Source organism: Bradyrhizobium sp. SZCCHNS1050, assembly GCF_032484785.1.
Lineage (GTDB): Bacteria > Pseudomonadota > Alphaproteobacteria > Rhizobiales > Xanthobacteraceae > Bradyrhizobium.
The window spans coordinates 326,770-348,729 of sequence record NZ_JAUETR010000001.1 but is presented as its reverse complement, the minus strand read 5'-3'; the positions used below and the strand labels follow the sequence as shown (position 1 = coordinate 348,729).

Sequence of the window (21,960 nt, the reverse complement as noted above, 5' to 3'; positions counted from 1 at the left end):
ACTTCCTACTATATTTCTAGAAGTATCGAATTAAAGGGCGAAATCATCAAGCCGCCGGCCTCGCGGTGCCGCAGTCGCGCTCCTCGACGCAGCATTCGGAAACCAGAAAGCCGAGCAGGGAGCGCATCACGTCGTATTCGGCATGGCAGACCAGCGTCGTGCCCTCGCGCATTTGCGAGATCAGCCCGACCGCGACCAGCGTCTTGACGTGGTGCGACAGCGTGGAGGCCGGGACCTTCAGCCGCTCCTGCAGCCGGCCGACCGGCATCCCGGCATGCCCGGCGCGCACCAGCGCGCGGTAGATCTTCAGGCGCGTGGTGTTGCCGAGGGCTTCCAGGCGGGCAGCGGCGTCATCGAGCTTCATGGTGTGGAGGATGCGGCATGCGGCCCGCCGGAGTCAAACGATATTTCTAGAATATTGGAAATATCCATGAGCGCGCGCCGCGCGTGGTCGGTTGTCCGGCGCGCTATCGCAGCCGGTAGCCGGCATGGCAGCCGACGCAGGCGGCCATCGTCTCGCCGAGCGCCTTCAGCGCCGGCTTGAGGTCTCCGGTTACGCCCGCATTCTGCGCTTCGATGGCGAAGCGGCTCGCCGCCCTGTGCATCGTCGTTCCGGCCTCCTGCATGCCCTGGGGCATGAACCCGGCGACCTCAGCGGCGCCGTGCAGACGCAGCGAGCTCATGCCCAGGCGTTGCTCGGCGATCTGGCCGGCTTTGTCCGGCTCGCCCGCCGCAAGCGCGTCGTTGATCTGCTGCAGCGCCAGCAGATGGTCGCGCATGTTGGCGAGGGTGTGCTCGGCGAGATCGGGCGGAAACGCCACCCGCTCGCGCTGGTCCGGCGGAAGCGCCCCATGGCTGCCGTGGTCGTGATGGCCGTGGTGCTGCGCCGCGGCGATGCCGGCGGACGCAACAAGGGCCAGCGTGATGACGGCGAGACGCAGGCGCATGAGAACCTCCATTTCAGCGAACGCGGTGGCGTCTTCCCTAGACCGCGCAGCCGGGCGGCGCATATGATCCTGATCATATGCCGAGGAGCTTCCATCTCCCGCCCGAGGGCACGCGCCCGCCGCTCGACTGGCGCGCTCTTGCGCGGCTGTCGCCGTTGCTCGCCGCGCTGCCCGCGGCCGCGCGGTTGCAGACCCGGCGCATCCAGGTGCCGCGCCAGGGCACGGTGTTCTGCCGGGGGGATCGGCCGCGGGCGATGTTCTTCGTGCTGACCGGCGAGGTGAGGCTGGTGCGCCGCTCGCGCGCCGGCGACGACATCGTCCTGCAGCGGGCCCGCCGGGGCTTTCTCGCCGAGGCCAGCCTCGATCAGTCAACGTATCATTGCGACGCCGTCGCGACACAGGACTCAGCGCTGCTCGCGATCGACCGCAAGGCCTTCGCCGAAGCGTTGCGTCGTCCCGAGATCGGGGACCGATGGTGCGATCACCTCGCCCGCGAGTTGCGCAAGGTCCGGGCGCAGTCGGAGCGGCTCAGCCTGAAGACGGCGCGCGAGCGGATCGTGCATTTCATCGAGACCGAGGGGGAGGGCGGCGAGGTCGAGCTCGGCCGGTCGAAGAAAGACTGGGCCGCCGAGCTCGGCGTCACCCATGAGGCGCTCTATCGTGCGCTGGCACGCATGGAACGGGACGGCGAGCTCACCGTCGACGGCACCCGCCTGCGCTTGCGGTGAGCCTTCGGGCGCCTCGTCTCCCGTTCGTCGACACCGACCATTCGAACTCGTCAGCCTTGACGCCGGATCATCATATCGATAGTTCTGGATATATGGAAAACGAGCAAGCCGCTCTGGCCTTGGCGGCGCTGGCGCAGCCGACGCGTCTGCAGGCCTTTCGCACCCTGGTGCAGCACGAGCCCGACGGTCTGCCGGCCGGCGAGCTCGCACGTCTGCTGGAGGTGCCGCAGAACACGCTGTCGGCGCATCTGTCCGTGCTGGCGCGCGCCGGCCTCGTCAGTTCGATCAGGCACAGCCGCTCGATCGTCTACCGGGCCGATCTCACGCAGTTTCAGAAGGTCGCGCTGTTCCTGCTGCAGGACTGCTGCGGCGGCCGGCCGGAGGTCTGCGCGCCCGTCATCGCAAGTCTCACGCCGTGCTGTCCGCCGAAGCGCAAGGAGAAGAGCCGTGTCTGACCGCATCTACAATGTACTGTTCCTCTGCACCGGAAATTCGGCACGCTCGGTGCTGGCCGAGTCGATCCTGCGCAAGGACGGCGCGGGCCGCTTCCACGCTTTTTCCGCCGGCAGTACGCCGAAGGGCGCGGTGCATCCGTTGGCGCTCGAGACGCTCGCGCGCATGGACTATCCGACCGACGATCTGCGCTCGAAGAGCTGGCGCGAGTTCGCCGCCGCCGGCGCGCCGGCGATGGATTTCGTCTTCACGGTCTGCGACAACGCCGCCGGCGAGGCGTGTCCGATCTGGCCGGGGCAGCCGATGACTGCGCATTGGGGCATCGAGGATCCGGCGGCGGCCGCAGGCACGGAGCTGGAGAAGCTCGCGGCGTTCACGACCGCCTTCCGCTATCTGAAGAACCGGGTCGACGCCTTCATCAATCTGCCGCTCGGTCGCATCGATTCGATGTCGCTGGGCACGCGGCTGCGCGAAATCGGGACGGGCGAGGGCGCAACGTCGTTCCGCTCCGACGTGGCCTGATCCGATGACGATCTTCGAGCGCTATATGACGGTCTGGGTCCTGCTCTGCATCATCGTCGGCATCGGTCTCGGCCATCTGATGCCGGGGCTGTTCGCGGCTGTCGCGTCGGCGGAGGTCGCGCGGGTCAATCTGCCGGTCGCGGCCCTGATCTGGCTGATGATCATTCCGATGCTGCTGAAGATCGATTTCGCCGCGCTCGGCAACGTGAAGCAGCATTGGCGGGGCATCGGCGTCACCCTGGTCGTGAACTGGGCGATCAAGCCGTTTTCGATGGCTCTGCTCGGCAGCGTTTTCATCGGCCACGTGTTCGCGCCGATGCTTCCCGCAGGCCAGTTGTCGTCCTACGTGGCCGGTCTGATCCTGCTGGCGGCGGCGCCGTGCACGGCGATGGTGTTCGTCTGGTCGAATCTGTGCGACGGCGAGCCGCACTACACGCTGAGCCAGGTCGCGCTCAACGACGTCATCATGGTGTTCCTGTTTGCGCCGCTGGTGGGCCTGCTGCTCGGCGTCGCCTCGATCTCGGTGCCCTGGACCACCCTGCTGCTGTCGGTGCTGCTCTATATCGTCGTGCCGGTCATCGTCTCGCAACTCTGGCGCCGGGCGTTGCTGCGTAGCGCGGACGGGGCATTGGAGCGCACCTTGCGGGTACTGCAACCGGTCTCGCTCGTGGCGCTGCTCGGTACGCTCGTGCTGCTGTTCGGCTTCCAGGGCGAGCAGATCCTGAAGCAGCCGGTCGTCATCGCGATCCTGGCCGTGCCGATCCTGATCCAGGTCTATCTGAACGCGGGGATCGCCTATTGGCTGAGCCGCCGGCTCGGCGTCGCCTGGTGCGTCGCGGCTCCGGCCGCCTTGATCGGCGCCAGCAATTTCTTCGAACTGGCGGTTGCCGCTGCGATCAGCCTGTTCGGGCTCGAGTCGGGGGCTGCGCTTGCGACCGTCGTCGGGGTTCTCGTCGAAGTCCCCGTGATGCTCTCGGTCGTGCGCATCGTCAGGGCGACGCGTCGCTGGTACGAAGCGGGACTGCCGGCTTAGCTCCGGTCAGTGCTTCGTCAGGGCCGGTTTGCCTCACCGCCGCGACTCGTCCTGATCGTCGTCGTCGCCTTCGCGCTCCCGGCGGGCCGGCTCGTAGCTCAGCGGCTCGCCGTCGGCCCGCGCATGCAGCGCCGCAAGATGCGGGTAGGCCCCAAGACCAGCTCCAAGACCAGCTTCAAGACCGCCGTCAACGGCACGGGCCACCGGCACCAGCGTGGGCGCTGCGTTCCGGCTGGCTTGTGACATGGCCAAGAGGCCGCCCAGCCCCGCCAGCACGGCTGCCAATGTCATCGTCTTACGCATTCTCGTCTCCGAACTCACCGCGCCCCCGGCTCGCTCCGTCCGGACGCGATGATGTCGCAACGAGCGTGACAGCATCCTGTCAGGTTGAGTCAGCGAGACGTCAGCTTGTCTCGGGCAGGATGCCGATCCCTTGGAGTTTCCCACCCCCGCATCGGCCTGAGCGCAATTCCGACATCGGAAGTTCAAACTAAAATCCGCACCATCTCCTTAGCATTTGCGAACGCTCCGCAAGTCGACCCCCGCAAGTCGAACCCCGCAATTCGAACCCAGTGGCGAGAGCGCAACAAATCACGACGAGCTTTGAAGATCAGAGCGTCAGGCCCCGGGAAATTCATGCATTTGCCTCAAATCGGACGGTTCATGCGCATCACGGTATTTGCGATGCTGATCTCGACGGCGGCATCCGCGGCGACGGTGGCGCGCGAGGACGATCGCGAGCGCCGTGACGCCGTGCGCCGCGCCGTCGAGGCGGGCGACGTCCTGCCGCTATCGGAGATCCTGCCGCGATTGCGCGGCCGGGTCGCCGGCGACGTGATGGGAATCGATGTCGACCGCCAGCGGGGCCGCTGGCGCTATGAGTTTCGGGTGATCGGCCGCGATGGCCGCGTGCGCGAGGTCTATGTCGATGCGCGCAGCGGCGAGATCGAACGGATCGAGGAAAAATAGATGCGAGTGCTGCTGGTCGAGGATGATCCGCGGCTGGCGTCCGACCTGGCCCGGACGCTTCAGGCGGCGGGCTATCTGGTCGAAACGTCCGACAACGGCGAGCAGGCCTGGTTTCTCGGCGACACCGAGGACTATGGCGCCGTGATCCTCGATCTCGGCCTTCCCGGCATGGACGGGTTGTCGGTGCTGAAGCGCTGGCGCGGCGCCGGGCGGCACGTGCCGGTGCTGATCCTGACCGCGCGTGCGAGCTGGGCGGAGCGGGTCGATGGCATCGATGCCGGCGCCGATGACTACCTGCCGAAGCCGTTTCGCAATGAAGAGCTGTTGGCGCGGCTGCGCGCGATCGTGAGGCGCTCCGCCGGCCATGCGGCGCCCGTGCTCTCGTCCGGCGACCTGACGCTCGACGAGCGCCAGATGAAGGTCAGCCTGTCCGGCGTGCCGGTGATGCTGTCGCAGCTCGAATACCGGCTGATCGCCTATCTGCTGCGGCAGAGCGGCCGCGTCGTGCCGCAGCACGAGCTGGAGGAGAACGTCTACGGCCTCGGCCACGAGCACGACTCCAACGCGCTCGAGGTGCTGATCCGGCGCGTCCGCAAGAAGCTCGGTGCCGAGATCATCGAGACCCGCCGCGGCTTCGGCTACATGATCCCGGAGACGGCGGAATGAGGCTCGGCTCGCTGCGGCTGCGGCTGGTGGCGGCGGGCACCATCGCGCTGCTGGTCGCGCTCGGCGTCGCCGGCTTCGGCATGGTCGTGCTGTTCAAGCGCCACGTCGCGCGGACGCTCGCCTCCGATCTCGACATTCACCTGCGCCAATTGCTGAACGGCCTCGAGGTCGATGCGGAAGGGCGCATCGTGGTCGCGCGGCCGCCAGCCGATCCGCGCTTCGTGGTCCCGCTGTCGGGGCTGTACTGGCAGATCTCGGACGATCATGGCCAGTTGCTGCGCTCGCGCTCGCTGTGGGACACCATCCTGCCGCTGCCGATCGACGAGCCCGGACCGAGCGACGTGCATCAGCATGAGCTTGCCGGGCCGGATGGCGAACACGTGCTGGTCGCCGAGCGCGGCATCCTGATGAATCCGGAAAGCCAGATCCGCGTGCGCGCGGCCGTGGCCTACGACCTCGACGGCGCCACCAGCGCGGTGCGGACCTTCGCCAAGGATCTGTCGATCGCGCTCGCCGTGCTGGCCGTCATCCTCGCCGTCGGCACCTCGGTTCAGGTCACGCTCGGCCTGCGTCCGCTCGGCGTGCTGCGCCGTGGCGTCGCCGAGATCCGCAGCGGTCGGCGCCAGCATCTTCCCGTGGACGTGCCGACCGAGGTGGCGCCGCTGGTCGACGAGGTCAACGCGCTGCTTGATGCGCAGAGCCGCGAGATCATGCGCTCGCGCAGCCGTGCCGCCGATCTCGCCCACGGCTTCAAGACGCCGCTCGCCGCACTCGCGGCCGACGCCGCGCGGTTGAGGGAGCTCGGCCAGCTCGAGCTGGCGCGCAACGTCGAGGATGTCGCCGAGGCGATGAGCCGGCAGGTCGATCGCGAACTGGCGCTGGCGCGGCTGCGCGGCAAGGCCCGCGGCGGGCCGGAGGCCGCGACCGAGCTGGCGCCCCTGGTGAATGCGCTGCTCGGGACGCTCGGCCGCACGCCGGCGGCCGCCCATGTCAGCTTCGATGGCCAGGTGCCCCCAAGCCTGCGCGTCGGCATGGATCGGACGGATCTCGCCGAGGTGCTCGGCAATCTCTTGGAGAACGCCGCGCGTCATGCGGCGAGCACGGTTCGCATCGTCGCCAGTGCGACCCCTCTGATCGTCACTGTCGAGGATGACGGTCCGGGCATTCCGGACGCGAAGATCGGCCGCGTGCTCGAGCGCGGCGGCCGCCTCGACGAGCAGGGGCCGGGCAGCGGGCTGGGGCTCGCGATCGTGCAGGACGTGCTCGAAGCCTATGGCTGGCGGCTGCAGATCGGCCGTTCCCAGCTCGGCGGCGCCAGGATCACGATCGCGCCGGCCATCGTCTCGGCACTCCGCTGGCCGCAGCCCGCGACGTCCCAGGCCACCCCGGCGCCGTCCATTCTGACAGCAGGCTGACATCCCGCGTCAGCGGCGCGACGCCCCCGGTCAGCTATCTCCTCCGGTCCTACCACCCCGCGCTCCGGCTTGCCGGCAGCGGGGCCAAATGGCCGAAGGAAGCTGATCATGCGTATTCGAAACTCCGCCAAGACGTATGGCTCCGTCGCGATCGCACTGCACTGGATCGTCGCCGTGCTGGTGCCGGCGGCCTGGATTTCAGGCCATCTCGGCGACATGCTGCCGCGTCCCTCTCATGATACGGGCCTGTTCATGCACGTCTCGCTCGGGCTGGCGATGCTGGGCTTCGCGCTCGCGCGCCTGGCCTGGCGTCTGGCCGATCCGCCGCCGGCGCCTGCAGCGACCAAATTCGGCCCGTGGACGGTTCATGTCGGCGAGATCACGCATCTGCTGATCTACGGCATCATGTTCGCCATTCCGGTCCTCGGCATCGTCACCCAGTTCGCCCGCGGCTACGGCTTGCCGGTGTTCGGCCTGTTCGAGATCGCCTCACCCTGGGTCGGCGACCGCGGCTTCGCCCACGACATGAAGGAGATGCACGAGGCGCTGGCCAATGGCCTGATGATCCTGATCGGCCTGCACGCAGGCGCTGCCTTGCTGCACCATTACTGGCTGCACGATCGCACCCTGCGGCGGATGGTGCCGGGACTGCGGTGATCGCTCCTGTCATCCGGGCCTGCTAAAGGGCCTCCGTCGATCGCGCCATCGGAGGCCGCCATGCCGGCAACGCCGCATATTGAAAAGCACTTCACCGCGTCGGAGGTCGTCCGCGACGTCGTCATCGGCATGGCCGACGGTCTCACGGTGCCGTTCGCGCTCGCCGCCGGTCTTTCGGCGGCGGTCGCCAAGACCGACGTGATCGTCACGGCCGGCCTCGCCGAGGTCGTCGCCGGCGCGATCGCGATGGGGCTCGGCGGCTATCTCGCCGCCCGCTCCGACGCCGAGCATTATGCCGCCGAGGAGAAGCGGGAGCACGACGAGATCGAGAAGCTGCGCGGTCGCGAGGTCGAGGAGGTCGCGGCGATCTTTCGCGGCTATGGTCTCGAAGGCCAGGCCTTGACCACCGTGGTCGACGCCATCGCGTCCGATCGCAAGCGTTGGGTCGACTTCATGATGCGCTTCGAGCTCGGTCTCGAACGCCCGGATCCCAAACGCGCGCCGGTCAGCGCCGTGACCATCGGCGGCTCCTACGTGATCGGCGGCCTGATCCCGCTGATCCCTTACATGCTGGCGCCTGACATCTCGTCCGCGCTCCGGATCTCCGTGGTCGCCACCGGCATCGCGCTCCTGATCTTCGGCGCCATCAAGGGCCACTTCACCGGCGTCAACAAGATCAAGTCGGCGCTGCAGACCGCCCTCGTCGGCGGCCTCGCCGCCGGCGCCGCATTCTGGCTGGCGCATCTGTTCGGGTGAGGCGGGACAGGATTGCGGCTGCGACATTCGCTAGCCCGTCACGGGTCTTAGTGGTTCCGCCTGCCATGCGGCGCAACGCGTCCGCACGTCACTTTGCCCACCAGAGCCGAGATATCTCCCCACGTCATTCCGGGGCATCGCGAAGCGATGAGCCCGGAATCCATAACCACGAACTGCTGTGGCGTGCGTGACGGCGGCGACGAGCTTCTCGGGCCCTACGGGCATCCTGAGTATGGCTTCCGGGCTCGCGCTGACGCGCGCCCCGGAATGACGACGAGGGGAGAGTTGCCAAGCGCACTTGCATCCGTGCGTGCAGGACCATTCCACGTAGATCGTCAATCCATCGGGGACGAGGAAGCATAGGCGACAGCGCCGCGTCGCATCGCGGCCCACCACATTCGGGCGGTGGCAATGGTGGGCGCGCGCGGCCTGACGGCAGGGCGTGCCATCTCGACGCAAGCGTCAAGAGCGGTGGCACGCTGGATCAACGAGCACGGTGTCGTCGCGGCGAACGCCGGGACCCATAACCCCAGGGAGCGGTTTGGGGCAGGCGCGTTTAGGCCAGACAGCCGATCGTCATGGCCAGGATGCGGCGGCCTTGGGCCACCGAACCCCAGTCACCTTCCCAGGCGCGATAGGAGCGCGGCCGCGTTCGGCTGCTTCGCGGCCCACGCCATATTATGTTCGCCGTCGATCTGCACCCAACCTGTACGTTCAGGCATGTCGCTCCCATCAAGTGAGTTGAAAGTGCATGTTGCCCTTTCGCGAATGAGGGCGCCGATGGGGTCCTGAGCTTGGTAATCGATGAGCGCGACATACTGAACCGGCGACGCTCGCGCGACTTGGACCATGGCTTTTCTGGCTGCTTCAGACGCAGGCCGTATCGGGTCCTTGAAGAATTCGTCGAACGTGATTGTCTTCCGAGATTCGTCTACACTAATCCGTTCATAGGTGGATGGAACAATCAGCCGCTCCTTAATTGCTCTATCACATGTCTGTACAAATCGTGACGTGAAGGGTGGGTAGCCACGAAGGTACGCCTGGCCCAGAACGACCACACCGAAAATCAGAAGCGCTGCGATTACGAGCTTTGTTCTCATCTTCCTGGTCGTTGCCGATATTGCCCACGCGGCACTCTACACTGCTCTGAACAAGGAAGCGGAAATCAAAGGAGAACATTTTTCGCGCAGCCGTTACTGAACGCTAACGATGTCGCCTTGGGGTCAAAAAGCCGCCCTCTAGCTGTCGAGGAAGTCTGGTCGGCGGAGCCCCCCGATCAGCTGCGGGCCATCGGTGGGCTTATGCACCGGAGCAAGAGATAGTCACCTGACAACGCGGATACCGAAACCCGCCGCGCCTGCAGATCAAGCCCGCCTGGACGTGGCCGCGCCGGCACACCCTTTCGGATTGGTCAGCCTCATGCCATGATGGGTGATGATGCGCGCGCTTCTCCTCATGACTTCGATCATCGTGCTTGCAACCGCTCCAGCCGCAGCTCAACGGTTCGATGGCAATGATCCGGTGTGCCTCCAGACATGGGAATGGGGCGGTTCCAGCACAATCTCATGCCAGTATCGGTCGTGGGAGGCGTGTAGAGCGGGGGCTGCGGGCCTTTCGGCCATGTGCTTGCCGAACCCCTATGCACAACGCCCGCCGGAGCCAAGCCGCCGTCGGCCTCCCCGATAGGCGCCGGTTGCGGTCTGACAACACCCCAAGCTTCAACGGAGCTGGCACGTGCCATCCGATGCTTGCTCGGGCTGATTGGATCCGGTCTTCATTCTGAGAAAAATAAATCGATTGCTATTTTTCAGAATACGTGCTTGATTGTCGCCATCCCGTGCTCCTCGAGAGGGGCGCTTCGCGATCGTCACGGAACGTTGGGCGCGGGATGCGGTGGCTGCAGGATGCCGCAGCGCGGGGATGCTCGCGTGGACGAACGGCAGCTTGCGGACGCGAAGTCGCGTGGTCCTGGCGCCCCGACGCTGGCGCCAAGTCCTTGGGCGATGATCCCGAGGGCGACGGTGGCTCACAAGCCGGACACCGGGGAGATCGCGAAGTAAGCGTGAAAACCATCGCGCGGGGAATGCCGGGATGTCTCGGCTGAACCTGTGGTGACTGCCGCCTGCTTTTTTTCTGCAGGCGGGCCATGGGGGCGGCCAGCTCCCGGCATTCCCTGCGCCCTCTGCCCGATCAGGGGGCAACACCGATGACATCACTCGGGCGCATGGCGCCGCGAGAGCAGTGACGCACGTCTTCATGGCGATGCCCAGGGGGGGGGGAGCCGGTCGCGGGAACCAAATTCCGCAGCCAAGGTTAGCTGGCATGCAGGAGGACTCCCGATGCGCCGTCCGAAGATTCAGCCGTCCCGCAACAAGCTCGACATGACCGATCAAGCCCAGGTCCGCGTGGTGACCAAGCGGCTGAAGATGTCGCCCGGGGAATTGACCGAGATGGTCGAACGCATTGGCAACTCCATCGCAGCCATCACCAAGGAAGTCGCGCAGCAGCGGGCCGCGAAGGCTGCGCCGGAAGGAGCCGTGATCGCCTCGGTGACGGTGACCGAGACCAAGGCGGAAGTCATCGTGCCGGACGAGACGCCAGCGGCAACCTAGCAATCGATGCTGATCATCGAGACCCCCGGCAATCGATCTGGGGAGTCGGACGAAGGGGGCAAAGGATGGACCAACGCACCGACCTCGGTGACGCTTTGACGCAGGCGGCGTTCAATCTGCGCAAGACCAGGATCAGCGAAGGCCGTCCGTTTCCTCTCGGCGCGACCTGGGACGGGCTCGGCGTCAACTTTGCGATCTTTTCCGCGCATGCGACCAAGGTCGAGCTGTGTCTGTTCGACGACACCGGCGAGACCGAGCTCGAGCGCATCGAGCTGCCCGAATACACCGACGAGGTCTGGCACGGCTACCTGCCGGCCGCGCGGCCCGGCACGGTGTATGGCTATCGCGTGCACGGACCCTACGAGCCGGACGCCGGTCACAGGTTCAATCCCAACAAGCTCGTGATCGACCCCTATGCCAAGCAGCTCGTCGGCAACCTGCGCTGGGGGCCGGAGCTGTTCGGCTATCGGCTCGATCATGCCGACAAGGATCTGTCGTTCGACGACCGAGACAGTGCGCCCTTGATGCTGAAGTGCCGGGTCATCGATCCCGCCTTCACCTGGGGAGGCTCGCGCAAGCCGGAAATTCCGTGGGAGCGGACGATCTTCTACGAGATGCACGTCAAGGGGTTCACCAAGCTGCATCCAATGGTGCCCGAAGCCGACCGCGGCACCTTCGCCGGTCTCGCGCACCAGGACATTCCGGCCTATCTGCGCTCCCTGGGCATCACCTCGGCCGAGCTATTGCCGATCCACGCCTTCATCGATGACAGCTATCTGGTCGAAAAGGGCCTGCGCAACTACTGGGGCTACAATTCGATCGGATTCTTTGCGCCGGAGCCGCGCTATCTGAAGACGCCGTTCGCGACCGAATTCAAGACCATGGTCAACCAGTTCCACGCCAACGGCATCGAGGTCATCCTCGACGTGGTCTACAACCACACCGCCGAAGGCAACGAGCTCGGGCCGACCTTGTCGTTCAAAGGCATCGACAATGCCAGCTACTACCGGCTGATGCCGGACCAGAAACGCTACTACATCAACGACACCGGCACCGGCAATACCGTGAACCTGTCGCACCAGCGCGTGCTGCAGCTCGTCGCGGACTCCTTGCGCTATTGGGCGACCGAGATGCGGGTGGACGGCTTCCGCTTCGACCTCGCCACCATCCTGGCGCGCGAGCCCTATGGCTTCGACGAGGGCGGCAGCTTCCTGGATGCCTGTCGTCAGGACCCGGTGCTGTCCAGCGTCAAGCTGATCGCAGAGCCCTGGGACATCGGTCCCGGCGGCTATCAGGTCGGCCAGTTTCCGCCGGGCTGGGCGGAGTGGAACGACAAGTTCCGCGACACCGCGCGGGCGTTCTGGAAGGGCGACGGCGGCACGCTCGCCGATTTCGCCAAGCGCATCTCGGGCTCGGGCGACCTGTTCAACAAGCGCGGTCGCCGGCCCTGGGCGAGCGTGAACTTCATCACCGCGCATGACGGCTTCAACCTCAACGACCTCGTCTCCTACAACGACAAGCACAACGAGGCCAATGGCGAGGATAATCGCGACGGCCACAGCAACAACCACTCCTGGAATTGCGGCGTCGAGGGACCGACCGACGATCCCGAGATCACCGCGTTGCGGGAGCGGCAGAAGCGTAATCTGCTGGCCACGATGCTGCTGTCGCACGGCACGCCGATGCTGCTCGCCGGCGACGAGTTCGGCCATACCCAGAACGGCACCAACAACGCCTATGCGCAGGACAATGAGACCACCTGGCTCGACTGGATGGGCATCACGCCGCAGGGGCGGGCGTTGCGCGAATTCACGCGCAAGCTGATCGCCATGCGCAAGGCGTTTCCGATCCTCTATCGCAGCCGCTTCCTGATCGGCTCGCACAATGAGGACCTCGGCGTCAACGACGTGACCTGGCTCGACCCGTCGGGCGAGGAGATGACGACGGAGCAGTGGACCGACGATCACGCGCGTTGCTTCGGCATGCTGCTCGACGGCCGCGCCCAGGAGACCGGCGTCAAGCGGCGTGGCTCGGATGCGACGCTCCTGCTGGTCTACAACGCGCATTTCGACGTCGTGAACTTCACGCTTCCGTCCGTGCCCGAAGGCCACAATTGGCTGGCGCTGCTCGACACCAACCAGCCGGATGCTCAGCCGCAGTCGTTCCCGTTCGGCCACGTCTACGCGGTGACCGGGCGATCGCTGCTGGCCTTCGGCCTGTCGTCGGAGCAGCAGCCGATGCGCGGCCTGCGCCATGGCCTCGGCGCGCTGCTCGACGTCGCGGAGGCGCCGCTGGGGTAGGATGTTCGGCGGATCTTGCGGTCAGGCACCGCGGGCGTATTTCGCAAGCCGCGCGTCGAGCACGCCGAGCATGGCCTCGCGCGCCGGATCGCGCGAGCCGCGCAGCCAGACGGCCGCGAGCGGAAGCCGTCCGGCGGTGCTGCCGCGTGTCATCCGCAGCGGCACGAAGCGGACGCCGGAGACCGCGAGCCGCGAGGTCCAGCGCGGCACGATGGCGATGCCGAGCCGCGCGGCGACGAGATGCACGATGGTCTGCTTCTCATCGGCGAACTGCGCGATAGCCGGCGACAGCCCGGCCTGTGCGAACAGCTTCATGGTGAGGTCGTGGCTGTGCGGCCGCGACCGGCGGTCCGGGACGATCAGCGGTTGGTCGGCGATGTCGGCGAGCGAGACTGAGGCGCGCGAGGCCAGCCGGTGCCGCTGCGGCAGGGCCACCACGGCGCTCTCGCTGAGCAGCGCGCGGAATTCGAGCCTGATATCGGTGCGCTCGGGCGGCCTGACAAAGGCGAGGTCGAGCGCGCCGGACAGGATCCTGGGCAGCAGCCGGATCGTCTTCTCCTCCGTGAGCTGCACCGCGATGTCAGGATGCCGCGCGCGAAAATCGTGCAGCAATTGCGGCAGCAGCCCGGCGGCCGCGCTGTCGATGGCGCCGACGCGCAGCCGCTGCGCCTTCGTGCTTCGGGTACGGCGGCGGAAGCCGGTTTCGACCGCCTCGACACGGGCCAGGATCGCCCGGGCATCGCGCAGCAAGATCGTGCCTTGGTCGGTGAGTGATACCGCGCGCGTCGTGCGGGCGAACAGCGGCGTCGCGAGGTCTTCTTCCAGCAGCTTGATCTGGCGCCCGAGCGCCGAGGGCAGCATCTGCAGCCGCTGCGCCGCCTTGCCGAAATGCAGTTCCTCGGCGGCGGCCACGAAGCAGCGGAGCTGGTGCAATTCCATGGTGGGGTCCTGAAGAGGCGATGGGCCAGATTATATCATTTTTTTGTATAATGATGCGAGCATTGAAGCCGGCCCGGTTCGACGCCTACGCTTGTCAGATCAACGACAAGACGGGACAGGGAGGTGACGATGGCCGGAGAGCTGGAAACGCGCGTGCTGCGCAGGATCACGTTGCGCATCGTGCCCTTCATCATGCTGCTCTATTTCGTAGCCTTCATCGACCGCGTCAACGTCGGCTTCGCAGCGCTGACCATGAACAAGGACATCGGGCTGTCAGCCTCGGCCTATGGGTTCGGCGCCGGCATCTTCTTTTGGGGCTATTTCCTGTTCGAGGTCCCCTCCAACCTCGCGCTGGACAAGTTCGGCGCGCGCATCTGGATCGCGCGGGTCATGATCACCTGGGGCCTCGTCTCCGGCGCGATGGCGTTCGTGCAAGGACCGACGAGCTTCTATGTGCTGCGCTTCCTGCTTGGTGCTGCGGAAGCAGGCTTCTTCCCCGGCATCATCCTCTATCTCTCCTACTGGTTCCCGGCGCGCCAGCGCGCAGCCGTCACCGCGCTGTTCATGGCCGCCGCGCCGCTCTCCACGGTTCTCGGCTCTCCGGTTTCCGGCGCGCTGCTGGAGATGGACGGCATTCTCGGCTTCAAGGGCTGGCAGTGGCTGTTCCTGATCGAGGCGCTGCCGGCGGTGCTGCTCGGCTTCGTCGTGCTCGCCTACATGACCGATCGTCCGGAGCAGGCGCGCTGGCTCGCCGACGACGAGCGCGACTGGCTGGTGCGCACGATGAATGCCGAGCTGGCGAGCAAGGCCGCCACCGCGAGCCACAGCATCTGGCGCGGGCTGGCCGACATCCGCGTGCTGGCGCTCGCGCTGGTCTATTTCGGCACCTCGGCCGGCCTCTACACGCTCGGCGTCTGGGCGCCGCAGATCATCAAGCAGTTCGGACTGTCGTCCTTCACCGTCGGCTTCCTCAACGCGGTGCCACCGACCGTGGCCGTGGTCGTCATGATCCTGTGGGCGCGCCATTCCGACCGTACCGCCGAGCGCACCTGGCACGTCGTGCTGGCCTGCGTGGCCGCAGCCGTCGGGCTCTGGTTGGCCGGGCTGTCGACCAGTGTCGCCGCCGTCCTCGCTGCGCTCACGCTCGTCAATGTCGGCATCTCCTCCTCGAAGCCGCCGCTGTGGAGCATGCCGACCATGTTCCTGTCCGGCTCGGCCGCCGCGGCGGGCATCGCAACCATCAACTCGATCGGCAATCTCGGCGGATTCGTCGGTCCCGCGATGATCGGCTGGATCAAGGACCAGACCGGCAGCTTCAATGGCGGGCTCTATTTTGTCGCCGGCCTGCTGGTGGTATCGGCGGTGCTGACCCTGTTGCTGTCACGTTCACAAAGTGCGAAGGCCCAAGCAGCCACGCCGTCCTGACCTCATCAACGGAGCTCTTTCATGCGCACCCATTCCATCGCCGCCATTCCCGCCGACGGCATCGGCCCCGAGGTCATCTCCGAAGGCGTCCGCGTGCTCGAGGCGCTCGCCAAGCGCGCGGGCGACATCAGCTTCAACGTCAAGACCTTCGACTGGGGCTCGGACTACTACAAGAAGCACGGCGTGATGATGCCGGCCGACGGACTCGCGGAGCTGAAAAAGTTCGACGCGATCTATTTCGGCGCGGTCGGCGCTCCCGACGTGCCCGACCACATCACGCTGTGGGGCCTGCGGCTGCCGATCTGCCAGGGATTTGATCAGTACGCCAACGTCCGTCCGACCAAGATCCTGCCCGGTGTGGCCTCGCCCTTGCGCAATGTCGGCGTCGGCGATCTCGACTGGGTGATCGTCCGCGAGAATTCCGAGGGCGAATATGCCGGCATGGGCGGCCGCGCGCATCGCGGCCTGCCGGAGGAGGTCGGCACCGAGGTCGCGGTCTTCACCCGCGTCGGCGTCACCCGCATCATGCGCTACGCGTTCAAGCTGGCGCAGTCGCGCCCGCGCAAGTTCCTCACCGTCGTCACCAAGTCGAATGCGCAGCGCCATGGCATGGTGATGTGGGACGAGATCGCCGCCGAGGTGGCGCGGGAATTCCCCGACGTGACCTGGGACAAGATGCTGGTCGATGCGATGACCGTGCGCATGACGCTGCAGCCGAAGAGCCTCGACACCATCGTGGCGACCAATTTGCATGCCGACATCCTGTCCGATCTCGCCGGCGCGCTGGCCGGCAGCCTCGGCGTGGCGCCGACCGGCAACATCGATCCGGAGCGGCGCTTCCCGTCGATGTTCGAGCCGATCCATGGTTCGGCGTTCGATATCACCGGCAAGGGCATCGCCAACCCGGTCGCGACGTTCTGGACCGGCGCGCAAATGCTCGAGCATCTCGGCGAGACGGACGCGGCCGCGCGGCTGATGGCTGCGGTCGAGAAAGTCTGTGCAGCCGGCATCCTGACCCCCGATGTTGGCGGCACGGCGACGACCAAGCAGGTGACCGACGCCGTCATCGACGCGATCCACGGCTCCAACGCCTGAGGCGTGCTGTTCTCTTGCACAATTCTGGCGTGTTCCGTGTCGCGCTTGCAATGGACGCTGCGGGGCGTATATCAGCGCTTCCGCTGCGTCCGCGCATGCCAATCACATGCGTGTCATAGAGACGCGAGACACGGCTTAAGGAGAAAGGACACATCATGCGTCGTCACCGTCGAGCCAAGATCGTCGCGACTGTCGGTCCCGCGAGCAATTCTCCGGAGATGCTGAAAGCGCTGTTCCTCGCCGGTGTGGACACCTTTCGTCTCAACTTCAGCCACGGCACCCAGGCCGATCACGCCAAGGTCCATGCCGCGGTCCGCGCCCTCGAGAAGGAAGTGCAGCGGCCGATCGGCATCTTGATGGATCTGCAGGGTCCTAAGATTCGCGTCGGCACGCTGCGCGACAAGAAGATCCAGGTCGAAGCCGGCGAGACGATTCGATTTGTTCTCAACGGCACCGAGGGCGACAAGACATCGATTCCGTTGCCGCATCCGGAAATCTTTGCGGCAGTCTCGCCCGGTCACGATCTTCTGATCGATGACGGCCGCGTGCGCGTCCGCGTCACCGGCCTCGGCGACGACTGGATCGAGGCCAAGGTGATCGTCAGCGGCGCGATCTCCAATCACAAGGGCGTCAATCTGCCCGGCACCATTCTGGAGCTATCGCCGCTGACGGCCAAGGACCGTTCTGATCTTGCCTTTGGGCTCGACCTCGGCGTCGACTGGGTGGCGCTGTCGTTCGTGCAGAAGCCGTCCGACGTGCTGGAGGCGAGGGGCCTGATCAATGGCCGCGCCGGCATCATGTCCAAGATCGAGAAACCGGCGGCGCTGGAGCGGATCGACGACATCATCCAGCTCTCTGACGCGATCATGGTTGCGCGCGGCGATCTCGGCGTCGAGATTCCCAACGAGGACGTGCCGGGCAAGCAGAAGGAGCTGGTGCGCGCCTGCCGGCTCGCGGTGAAGCCGGTGATCGTCGCGACGCAGATGCTGGATTCGATGGTCGCGACGCCGACGCCGACGCGCGCCGAGGTCTCCGACGTCGCGACCGCGATCTATGACGGCGCCGACGCGGTGATGCTGTCGGCGGAATCGGCCAGCGGGCAATATCCGCGCGAGGCGGTGGCGATGATGGACAGCATCATCAAGGCCACCGAAGGCCACAAGATGTACCGCTCGATCGTCGAGGCGACGCAGCCGGGCGAGGAGCAGACGCCGCCGCATGCGGTGGCGACCGCGGCGGCCGATCTCGCCTCGGCGATCCACGCCAAGGCGATCGTGGCCTATACGTCGAGCGGCACCTCGGCCTCGCGCGTTGCGCGCAAGCGGCCGAGCCTGCCGATTCTGGCGATCACGCCGAATGAGGACACCTCGCGGCGGATGTGCCTGCTGTGGGGCGCGCACAGCGTGCTGTCGCAGGACGTGCAGAGCTACGAGGAGATGGTCGAGCGCGCGACCTTCTTCGCCGTGCAGGAGGAGTTCGCTGAAGCCGGCGACCTGCTCGTCGTCGTCGCCGGCATTCCGTTCGCGCAGACCGGCACCACCAACAATCTGCGCGTCGTCACCGTGCCGAGATAGGAGGCTGATTTTCCCTGTTCGCGCTGCCCGCCTGTCGCCTGATTGTCGCACCCCGCTGGTATCGCGGGGCAGTGACGAGGGACATCGCGAGTCGTCAAACGAGCGGTGTCCGGTCGCGGTCCGGCAGGATGGGTTCTGCCGGTGCGGCGTTTCGTCATCGCGGTGTCATCAGGGACTGTTAGGTGGGCGCGCATGGGACTTGAGACTGCTGGTGAAGAAAGCCCGGCTCGGCGCTTTCGGACGTTGTTCATCTCGGACGTTCATCTCGGAGCCCGCGGCTCGCAGGCCAATCTCCTCGTCGATTTCCTGCGTCACCATGATGCCGACACGATCTATCTGGTCGGCGACATCATCGACGGCTGGGCGCTCAAATCGAGCTGGCATTGGCCGCAGTCGCATAACGACCTGGTGCAGAAGATGCTGCGCAAGGCCCGCAAGGGCGCCAAGATCGTCTATGTCCCCGGCAATCACGACGAGTTCCTGCGCGGCTATTACGGCACGCATTTCGGCGGCATCGACGTCGTCGAGAACATCTTGCACACCGGCACCGACGGCAAACGCTATCTGGTGATCCACGGCGACATCTTCGATCTGGTCGTGCAGAATGCGCGCTGGCTCGCCCATCTCGGCGACAAGGCCTATGACTTCGCCATCCAGATGAACCGTCTGGTCAACTTCTTCCGTCGCATGTTCGGCGTTCCCTATTGGTCGCTGTCGCAATGGGCCAAGCAGAAGGTCAAGAACGCCGTCAACTACATCGGCGCGTTCGAGACGGCGCTGGCCTCGGAGGCGCGGCGGCATGGCGCTGATGGCGTGATCTGCGGCCACATCCATTGCGCCGTCATCCGCGACCAGGACGGCATTCGCTACATGAATTGCGGCGACTGGGTCGAGAGCTGCACGGCGCTGGTCGAGCACGAGGACGGCCGTTTCGAGATCCTGACTTGGACCGATCCGCAGCGGCAACCCGCGCCGGTTCCGCAGCTGGCCGCCCGCGCCGCCTGACACCGGTTCCCTTGCCTCTCGGCAATCGGGCGCGGTAAAATAGGGGTATGACAGCTCATTCCCCGATCCTGCCCGTGACCGCCGCCGACATCGAGGCGGCGGCACGCGTCCTCGCGCCCGTGGCCGTGCGGACTCCGCTGCTGCCGGCTCCCGTGCTCAACGAGCGGTTCAAAGCGAACGTCTTCGTGAAGCCGGAGGTGCTGCAGCGGACCGGCTCGTTCAAGTTCCGCGGCGCCTACAACAAGCTGGCGTCGATCCCGGAAGCAGCGCGCGGCAACGGCGTCGTCGCATTCTCCTCCGGCAATCATGCGCAGGGTGTCGCCCATGCCGCCACATTGCTGGGCATGGACGCCACGATTGTGATGCCCTCGGATGCGCCGGCGGCCAAGCGCGAGCGCACCAAGGCGTTCGGTGCCGACGTCGTGCTCTATGATCGCGATCGCGAGGACCGCGAAGCGATCGCGCGCGACATCGCAGCAAAGCGCGGCTCGACGGTGGTGCCGCCCTATGACGATCCCTACGTCATCGCAGGGCAGGGCACCGTCGGTCGTGAAATCGCCGAAGATCTCGCGGCGCTCGGCCTGTCGCCGGATCTGGTGATCGTCCCGGCTTCGGGCGGTGGACTGCTTGCAGGCGTCTCGACCGCGGTCAAGGCGCGCTTTCCCAACACCCGGATGGTCGTGGCCGAGCCAAAGGGTTTTGACGACCATGCGCGCTCGCTACGGGCCGGCCACCGCGAGGCGCACGACGCAAAGGGCCGGACCATCTGTGACGCGCTGATGGCGGCGATTCCAGGCGAGATCACCTTCGCCATCAACAGCCAACTGCTGTCGGCTGCGGTCGAGGCTTCGGATGAGGAGGTGGGGCGCGCGGTCGGCTTTGCCTTCCGGGAGCTGAAGCTCGTGGTCGAGCCCGGCGGTTCGGTCGGGCTTGCAGCATTGCTGGCCGGCCGGCTGGATGTGGCGGGCAAGACGGTGGTGATCGTTTTGTCCGGCGGCAATGTCGATGCTGAGCTCTACGCCAGGCTGATCGCCTGACGATCAAGCCTCAGTGAAAGCTGAGGCCGCCTTTTGCAAATCCCCCGCCGCCCATCCGCAGTCCGGACTGCGCGACGTGCGGCGTGCTCCGCGCCGGGCCGCCCTGCATCCCGCCTTGGCCACGCGCCATCGACGGATGCGACGCGTTGATGTTCGGCTTGAACGGTCCGGAATTGCCGGGGAAGGGACGCCGCACTTCGCGGGCGTCGAATGGCCGCCCAGGACTGCGCTTCAGTGGATCGCGCTGGATTTTCGTAGCCACAGGCGGATTTGTCGGCGGCACGATCCTGTCGCGCAACTTGGTCTGAGCGATAGGCCCGGGATCGACGACCTTGTTGGGACCCGCGTTGTTGATGGCATTGCCTTTCGTGACCACCGTTGGCGGCAGCGGTCCGTGCGGCACGGTGGCGGCCGGCAGCGTCGGTTGCGGGGCTGGATGGCTCTGGATCTGCGGACCGGGATTGAACGGTCGCGCGATCGGTGCCAGTTGCGGTGGCATCATGAGACGGCTCGGTTGCAGCACGGGGATGGGCCGAGGCTGTCCCTGCAGCCGCAGTGCGACCGGCGCATATGGGCTGTCGGCATAGGATTCACGGAAGCTCTGATAGGCGGCCGGCGAATTCGCCAGCACGGCCTGGTGCCAGGCCGTGGCCTGCACGAGGCCGGCGAGCAGTGCGCGGATGCGGTCGGCGAGCGGATCGCGCGGATACAGCTCGATGAACTCGCGATAATATTGCGGACGGTTCTCCGACAGCACGTAGTCATAGGCCTGCCGCACGGACCGGCTGGGCAGGTTGGCCGCCATCTGGATCACCGGCGCGTTCTCGGCAGGGCGCGCCGCCGCGACCAGCGTATCCCCGAAGAAGGTGAAATCACTGGTCAACGAGGAGCTTTCCCATGGCGTCTGTCGTCCGTCGGTGCTCTGGTTCACCTGTAGGCGAATGCGCTTGAACAATTGCTCGATCGGCAGGTTCGGCTGCCGCGCCAGGTTCAGGAACGCCTGCGCGTACGGGCTGTGCTCGCCACGCCCGTCGAGCGCCTCCGCGCCAGGCGAGGTCGAGTATCCGAGGATCGAACCGTTCGGCGCGTCGACGATGGCAAGTCCGCGTCCGGCATCGTTGATGGCAGGGAATGGATTGTTGCGGCAGGCGTCCAGCACGACGATCCGCATCCGGCTCGGGATGGCGTCGAGCGTTGCCATCAGGTCCACCAGACGGATGGTCCCCGTCGTCAGGTCGGAGGGCGCTGAGATACGGGCATCGATCGGGATCAGATAGTTCTCGCCCGCGAGCTGAACCCCGTGGCCGGCGTAGTAGACCATTGCCACGGTGTTCGGGCCGTGTGCTGCCACCCGGCTCGAGAAATCCTCGACGACCTTGAGCATCTCGTTCTGCGTCAGGTCGGTCGCCGTGATCACCTCGAAGCCGGCTGAGTTCAACAGCTTGGCAACAGCATGGGCGTCGTTGTCCGGGTTCTCCAGCGGCGGCGCGTTCTGATAGCTCGCATTGCCGATCACGAGCGCGACGCGTGGCTCGGCTCCTTGAGGGATCGCGGCGGGCGTGTTGCTCTCTTTTGCCGGTGAGGGAGCTGCCAGCGCGCGCGGTGGTGTGTGAAGGATGTCGAGCTCACTGCCGGCGGCGAACGCCGAGTCCGGGCCGACCCAGGCCATCAGGCCCAGCAGCGCGGACATGAGCAGGGATTTCCAGGCGGATGTTACAGCGCGAAATTTTGGAACGGACACGGCGTTCTCCTCGAGCATGCGCAAAGCGAATGGCTTGAGGATCAGGCTACGCAGGTCGCGCAACAGCGTAAGTGATCCGCGTCACC

General features: G+C 66.2%; 23 protein-coding genes. 17 read left to right on the top strand and 6 right to left on the bottom strand.

Annotated elements, in window-relative coordinates; genetic code table 11:
* Positions 1–46: 46 nt before the first annotated feature.
* Positions 47–364 carry a metalloregulator ArsR/SmtB family transcription factor gene (locus tag QX094_RS01590; protein ID WP_315712726.1) on the bottom strand — a complete coding sequence of 106 codons (318 nt, stop codon included), beginning with the start codon at positions 362–364 and terminating at the stop codon, positions 47–49.
* Between the two features lie 103 nt (positions 365–467).
* Positions 468–947 carry a hypothetical protein gene (locus tag QX094_RS01585; RefSeq protein ID WP_316187548.1) on the bottom strand — a complete coding sequence of 160 codons (480 nt, stop codon included), beginning with the start codon at positions 945–947 and terminating at the stop codon, positions 468–470.
* A gap of 77 nt (positions 948–1,024) precedes the next feature.
* On the opposite strand from QX094_RS01585, the gene QX094_RS01580 reads away from it, so the two are divergent.
* From QX094_RS01580 to arsB, 4 genes are all read left to right on the top strand, one after another.
* Positions 1,025–1,675, top strand: a complete 651-nt coding sequence (locus QX094_RS01580; RefSeq protein WP_316187547.1) for a Crp/Fnr family transcriptional regulator — start codon at positions 1,025–1,027, stop codon at positions 1,673–1,675.
* Positions 1,676–1,767: 92 nt separating this feature from the next.
* Positions 1,768–2,130, top strand: a complete 363-nt coding sequence (locus QX094_RS01575) for a metalloregulator ArsR/SmtB family transcription factor (protein ID WP_316187546.1) — start codon at positions 1,768–1,770, stop codon at positions 2,128–2,130.
* The gene (locus QX094_RS01570; RefSeq protein ID WP_316187545.1) at positions 2,123–2,650 is read left to right on the top strand and encodes an arsenate reductase ArsC; all 528 of its coding nucleotides are present in this window, start codon (positions 2,123–2,125) and stop codon (positions 2,648–2,650) included. The genes QX094_RS01575 and QX094_RS01570 overlap by 8 nt, the downstream gene beginning before the upstream one ends.
* Positions 2,651–2,654: 4 nt before the next feature.
* Entirely contained in the window at positions 2,655–3,683 is a 1,029-nt protein-coding gene (gene arsB / locus QX094_RS01565) for an ACR3 family arsenite efflux transporter (protein WP_316187544.1), read from the top strand.
* A 33-nt stretch (positions 3,684–3,716) separates the two neighbouring features.
* Here the strand turns inward: arsB and QX094_RS01560 are convergent, their stop codons facing one another.
* Complete coding sequence (locus QX094_RS01560; protein ID WP_316187543.1) at positions 3,717–3,986, bottom strand: hypothetical protein; 270 nt, start codon at positions 3,984–3,986, stop codon at positions 3,717–3,719.
* A 360-nt stretch (positions 3,987–4,346) separates the two neighbouring features.
* Here QX094_RS01560 and QX094_RS01555 point away from each other — a divergent pair, with 360 nt between their 5' ends.
* The 5 genes from QX094_RS01555 (at position 4,347) to QX094_RS01535 (ending at position 8,146) form a co-directional block, all read left to right on the top strand.
* On the top strand, positions 4,347–4,652 hold the full coding sequence (locus tag QX094_RS01555; protein WP_315712717.1) for a PepSY domain-containing protein: 306 nt from the start codon (positions 4,347–4,349) through the stop codon (positions 4,650–4,652).
* Positions 4,653–5,318: a response regulator transcription factor gene (locus QX094_RS01550; RefSeq protein ID WP_315753182.1), complete on the top strand. Its 666-nt coding sequence runs from the start codon at positions 4,653–4,655 to the stop codon at positions 5,316–5,318. It abuts the gene before it with no gap.
* Positions 5,315–6,733 carry a sensor histidine kinase gene (locus tag QX094_RS01545; protein ID WP_315712714.1) on the top strand — a complete coding sequence of 473 codons (1,419 nt, stop codon included), beginning with the start codon at positions 5,315–5,317 and terminating at the stop codon, positions 6,731–6,733. The genes QX094_RS01550 and QX094_RS01545 overlap by 4 nt, the downstream gene beginning before the upstream one ends.
* Before the next feature lie 108 nt (positions 6,734–6,841).
* Positions 6,842–7,390 (top strand): cytochrome b, encoded by a 549-nt coding sequence (locus tag QX094_RS01540; protein ID WP_316187542.1) that lies wholly within the window; start codon positions 6,842–6,844, stop codon positions 7,388–7,390.
* A 60-nt stretch (positions 7,391–7,450) separates the two neighbouring features.
* Positions 7,451–8,146: a VIT1/CCC1 transporter family protein gene (locus QX094_RS01535; RefSeq protein ID WP_315828176.1), complete on the top strand. Its 696-nt coding sequence runs from the start codon at positions 7,451–7,453 to the stop codon at positions 8,144–8,146.
* 617 nt (positions 8,147–8,763) lie between these two features.
* Here the strand turns inward: QX094_RS01535 and QX094_RS01530 are convergent.
* Entirely contained in the window at positions 8,764–9,246 is a 483-nt protein-coding gene (locus QX094_RS01530; RefSeq protein WP_316187541.1) for a hypothetical protein, read from the bottom strand.
* Positions 9,247–9,580: 334 nt separating this feature from the next.
* On the opposite strand from QX094_RS01530, the gene QX094_RS01525 reads away from it, so the two are divergent.
* The 3 genes from QX094_RS01525 (at position 9,581) to glgX (ending at position 13,058) form a co-directional block, all read left to right on the top strand.
* Complete coding sequence (locus QX094_RS01525) at positions 9,581–9,832, top strand: DUF3551 domain-containing protein (protein ID WP_315712708.1); 252 nt, start codon at positions 9,581–9,583, stop codon at positions 9,830–9,832.
* A 653-nt stretch (positions 9,833–10,485) separates the two neighbouring features.
* Positions 10,486–10,758: a DUF3606 domain-containing protein gene (locus tag QX094_RS01520; RefSeq protein WP_315712707.1), complete on the top strand. Its 273-nt coding sequence runs from the start codon at positions 10,486–10,488 to the stop codon at positions 10,756–10,758.
* A 65-nt stretch (positions 10,759–10,823) separates the two neighbouring features.
* Positions 10,824–13,058, top strand: a complete 2,235-nt coding sequence (glgX, locus tag QX094_RS01515; RefSeq protein WP_316167136.1) for a glycogen debranching protein GlgX — start codon at positions 10,824–10,826, stop codon at positions 13,056–13,058.
* 21 nt (positions 13,059–13,079) lie between these two features.
* On the opposite strand, the gene QX094_RS01510 is transcribed toward glgX, so the two are convergent.
* Positions 13,080–13,997, bottom strand: coding sequence for a LysR family transcriptional regulator (locus tag QX094_RS01510; RefSeq protein ID WP_316187540.1), 918 nt, complete (start codon positions 13,995–13,997; stop codon positions 13,080–13,082).
* A 129-nt stretch (positions 13,998–14,126) separates the two neighbouring features.
* Here QX094_RS01510 and QX094_RS01505 point away from each other — a divergent pair, with 129 nt between their 5' ends.
* The 5 genes from QX094_RS01505 (at position 14,127) to QX094_RS01485 (ending at position 20,133) form a co-directional block, all read left to right on the top strand.
* Complete coding sequence (locus QX094_RS01505) at positions 14,127–15,422, top strand: D-galactonate transporter (protein WP_315828171.1); 1,296 nt, start codon at positions 14,127–14,129, stop codon at positions 15,420–15,422.
* Between the two features lie 21 nt (positions 15,423–15,443).
* A complete protein-coding gene (locus QX094_RS01500; RefSeq protein ID WP_315753175.1) occupies positions 15,444–16,517 on the top strand; it encodes a tartrate dehydrogenase in 1,074 nt (357 codons plus the stop codon).
* Positions 16,518–16,672: 155 nt separating this feature from the next.
* Positions 16,673–18,091 (top strand): pyruvate kinase, encoded by a 1,419-nt coding sequence (gene pyk, locus QX094_RS01495; protein WP_315753174.1) that lies wholly within the window; start codon positions 16,673–16,675, stop codon positions 18,089–18,091.
* Between the two features lie 192 nt (positions 18,092–18,283).
* Complete coding sequence (locus QX094_RS01490; RefSeq protein WP_315828168.1) at positions 18,284–19,096, top strand: UDP-2,3-diacylglucosamine diphosphatase; 813 nt, start codon at positions 18,284–18,286, stop codon at positions 19,094–19,096.
* A 47-nt stretch (positions 19,097–19,143) separates the two neighbouring features.
* Positions 19,144–20,133, top strand: coding sequence for a threonine/serine dehydratase (locus QX094_RS01485; RefSeq protein ID WP_315828167.1), 990 nt, complete (start codon positions 19,144–19,146; stop codon positions 20,131–20,133).
* Positions 20,134–20,143: 10 nt separating this feature from the next.
* Here QX094_RS01485 and QX094_RS01480 read toward each other — a convergent pair whose 3' ends face one another.
* Positions 20,144–21,823 (bottom strand): caspase family protein, encoded by a 1,680-nt coding sequence (locus tag QX094_RS01480; protein WP_315828166.1) that lies wholly within the window; start codon positions 21,821–21,823, stop codon positions 20,144–20,146.
* Positions 21,824–21,960: the final 137 nt, after the last annotated feature.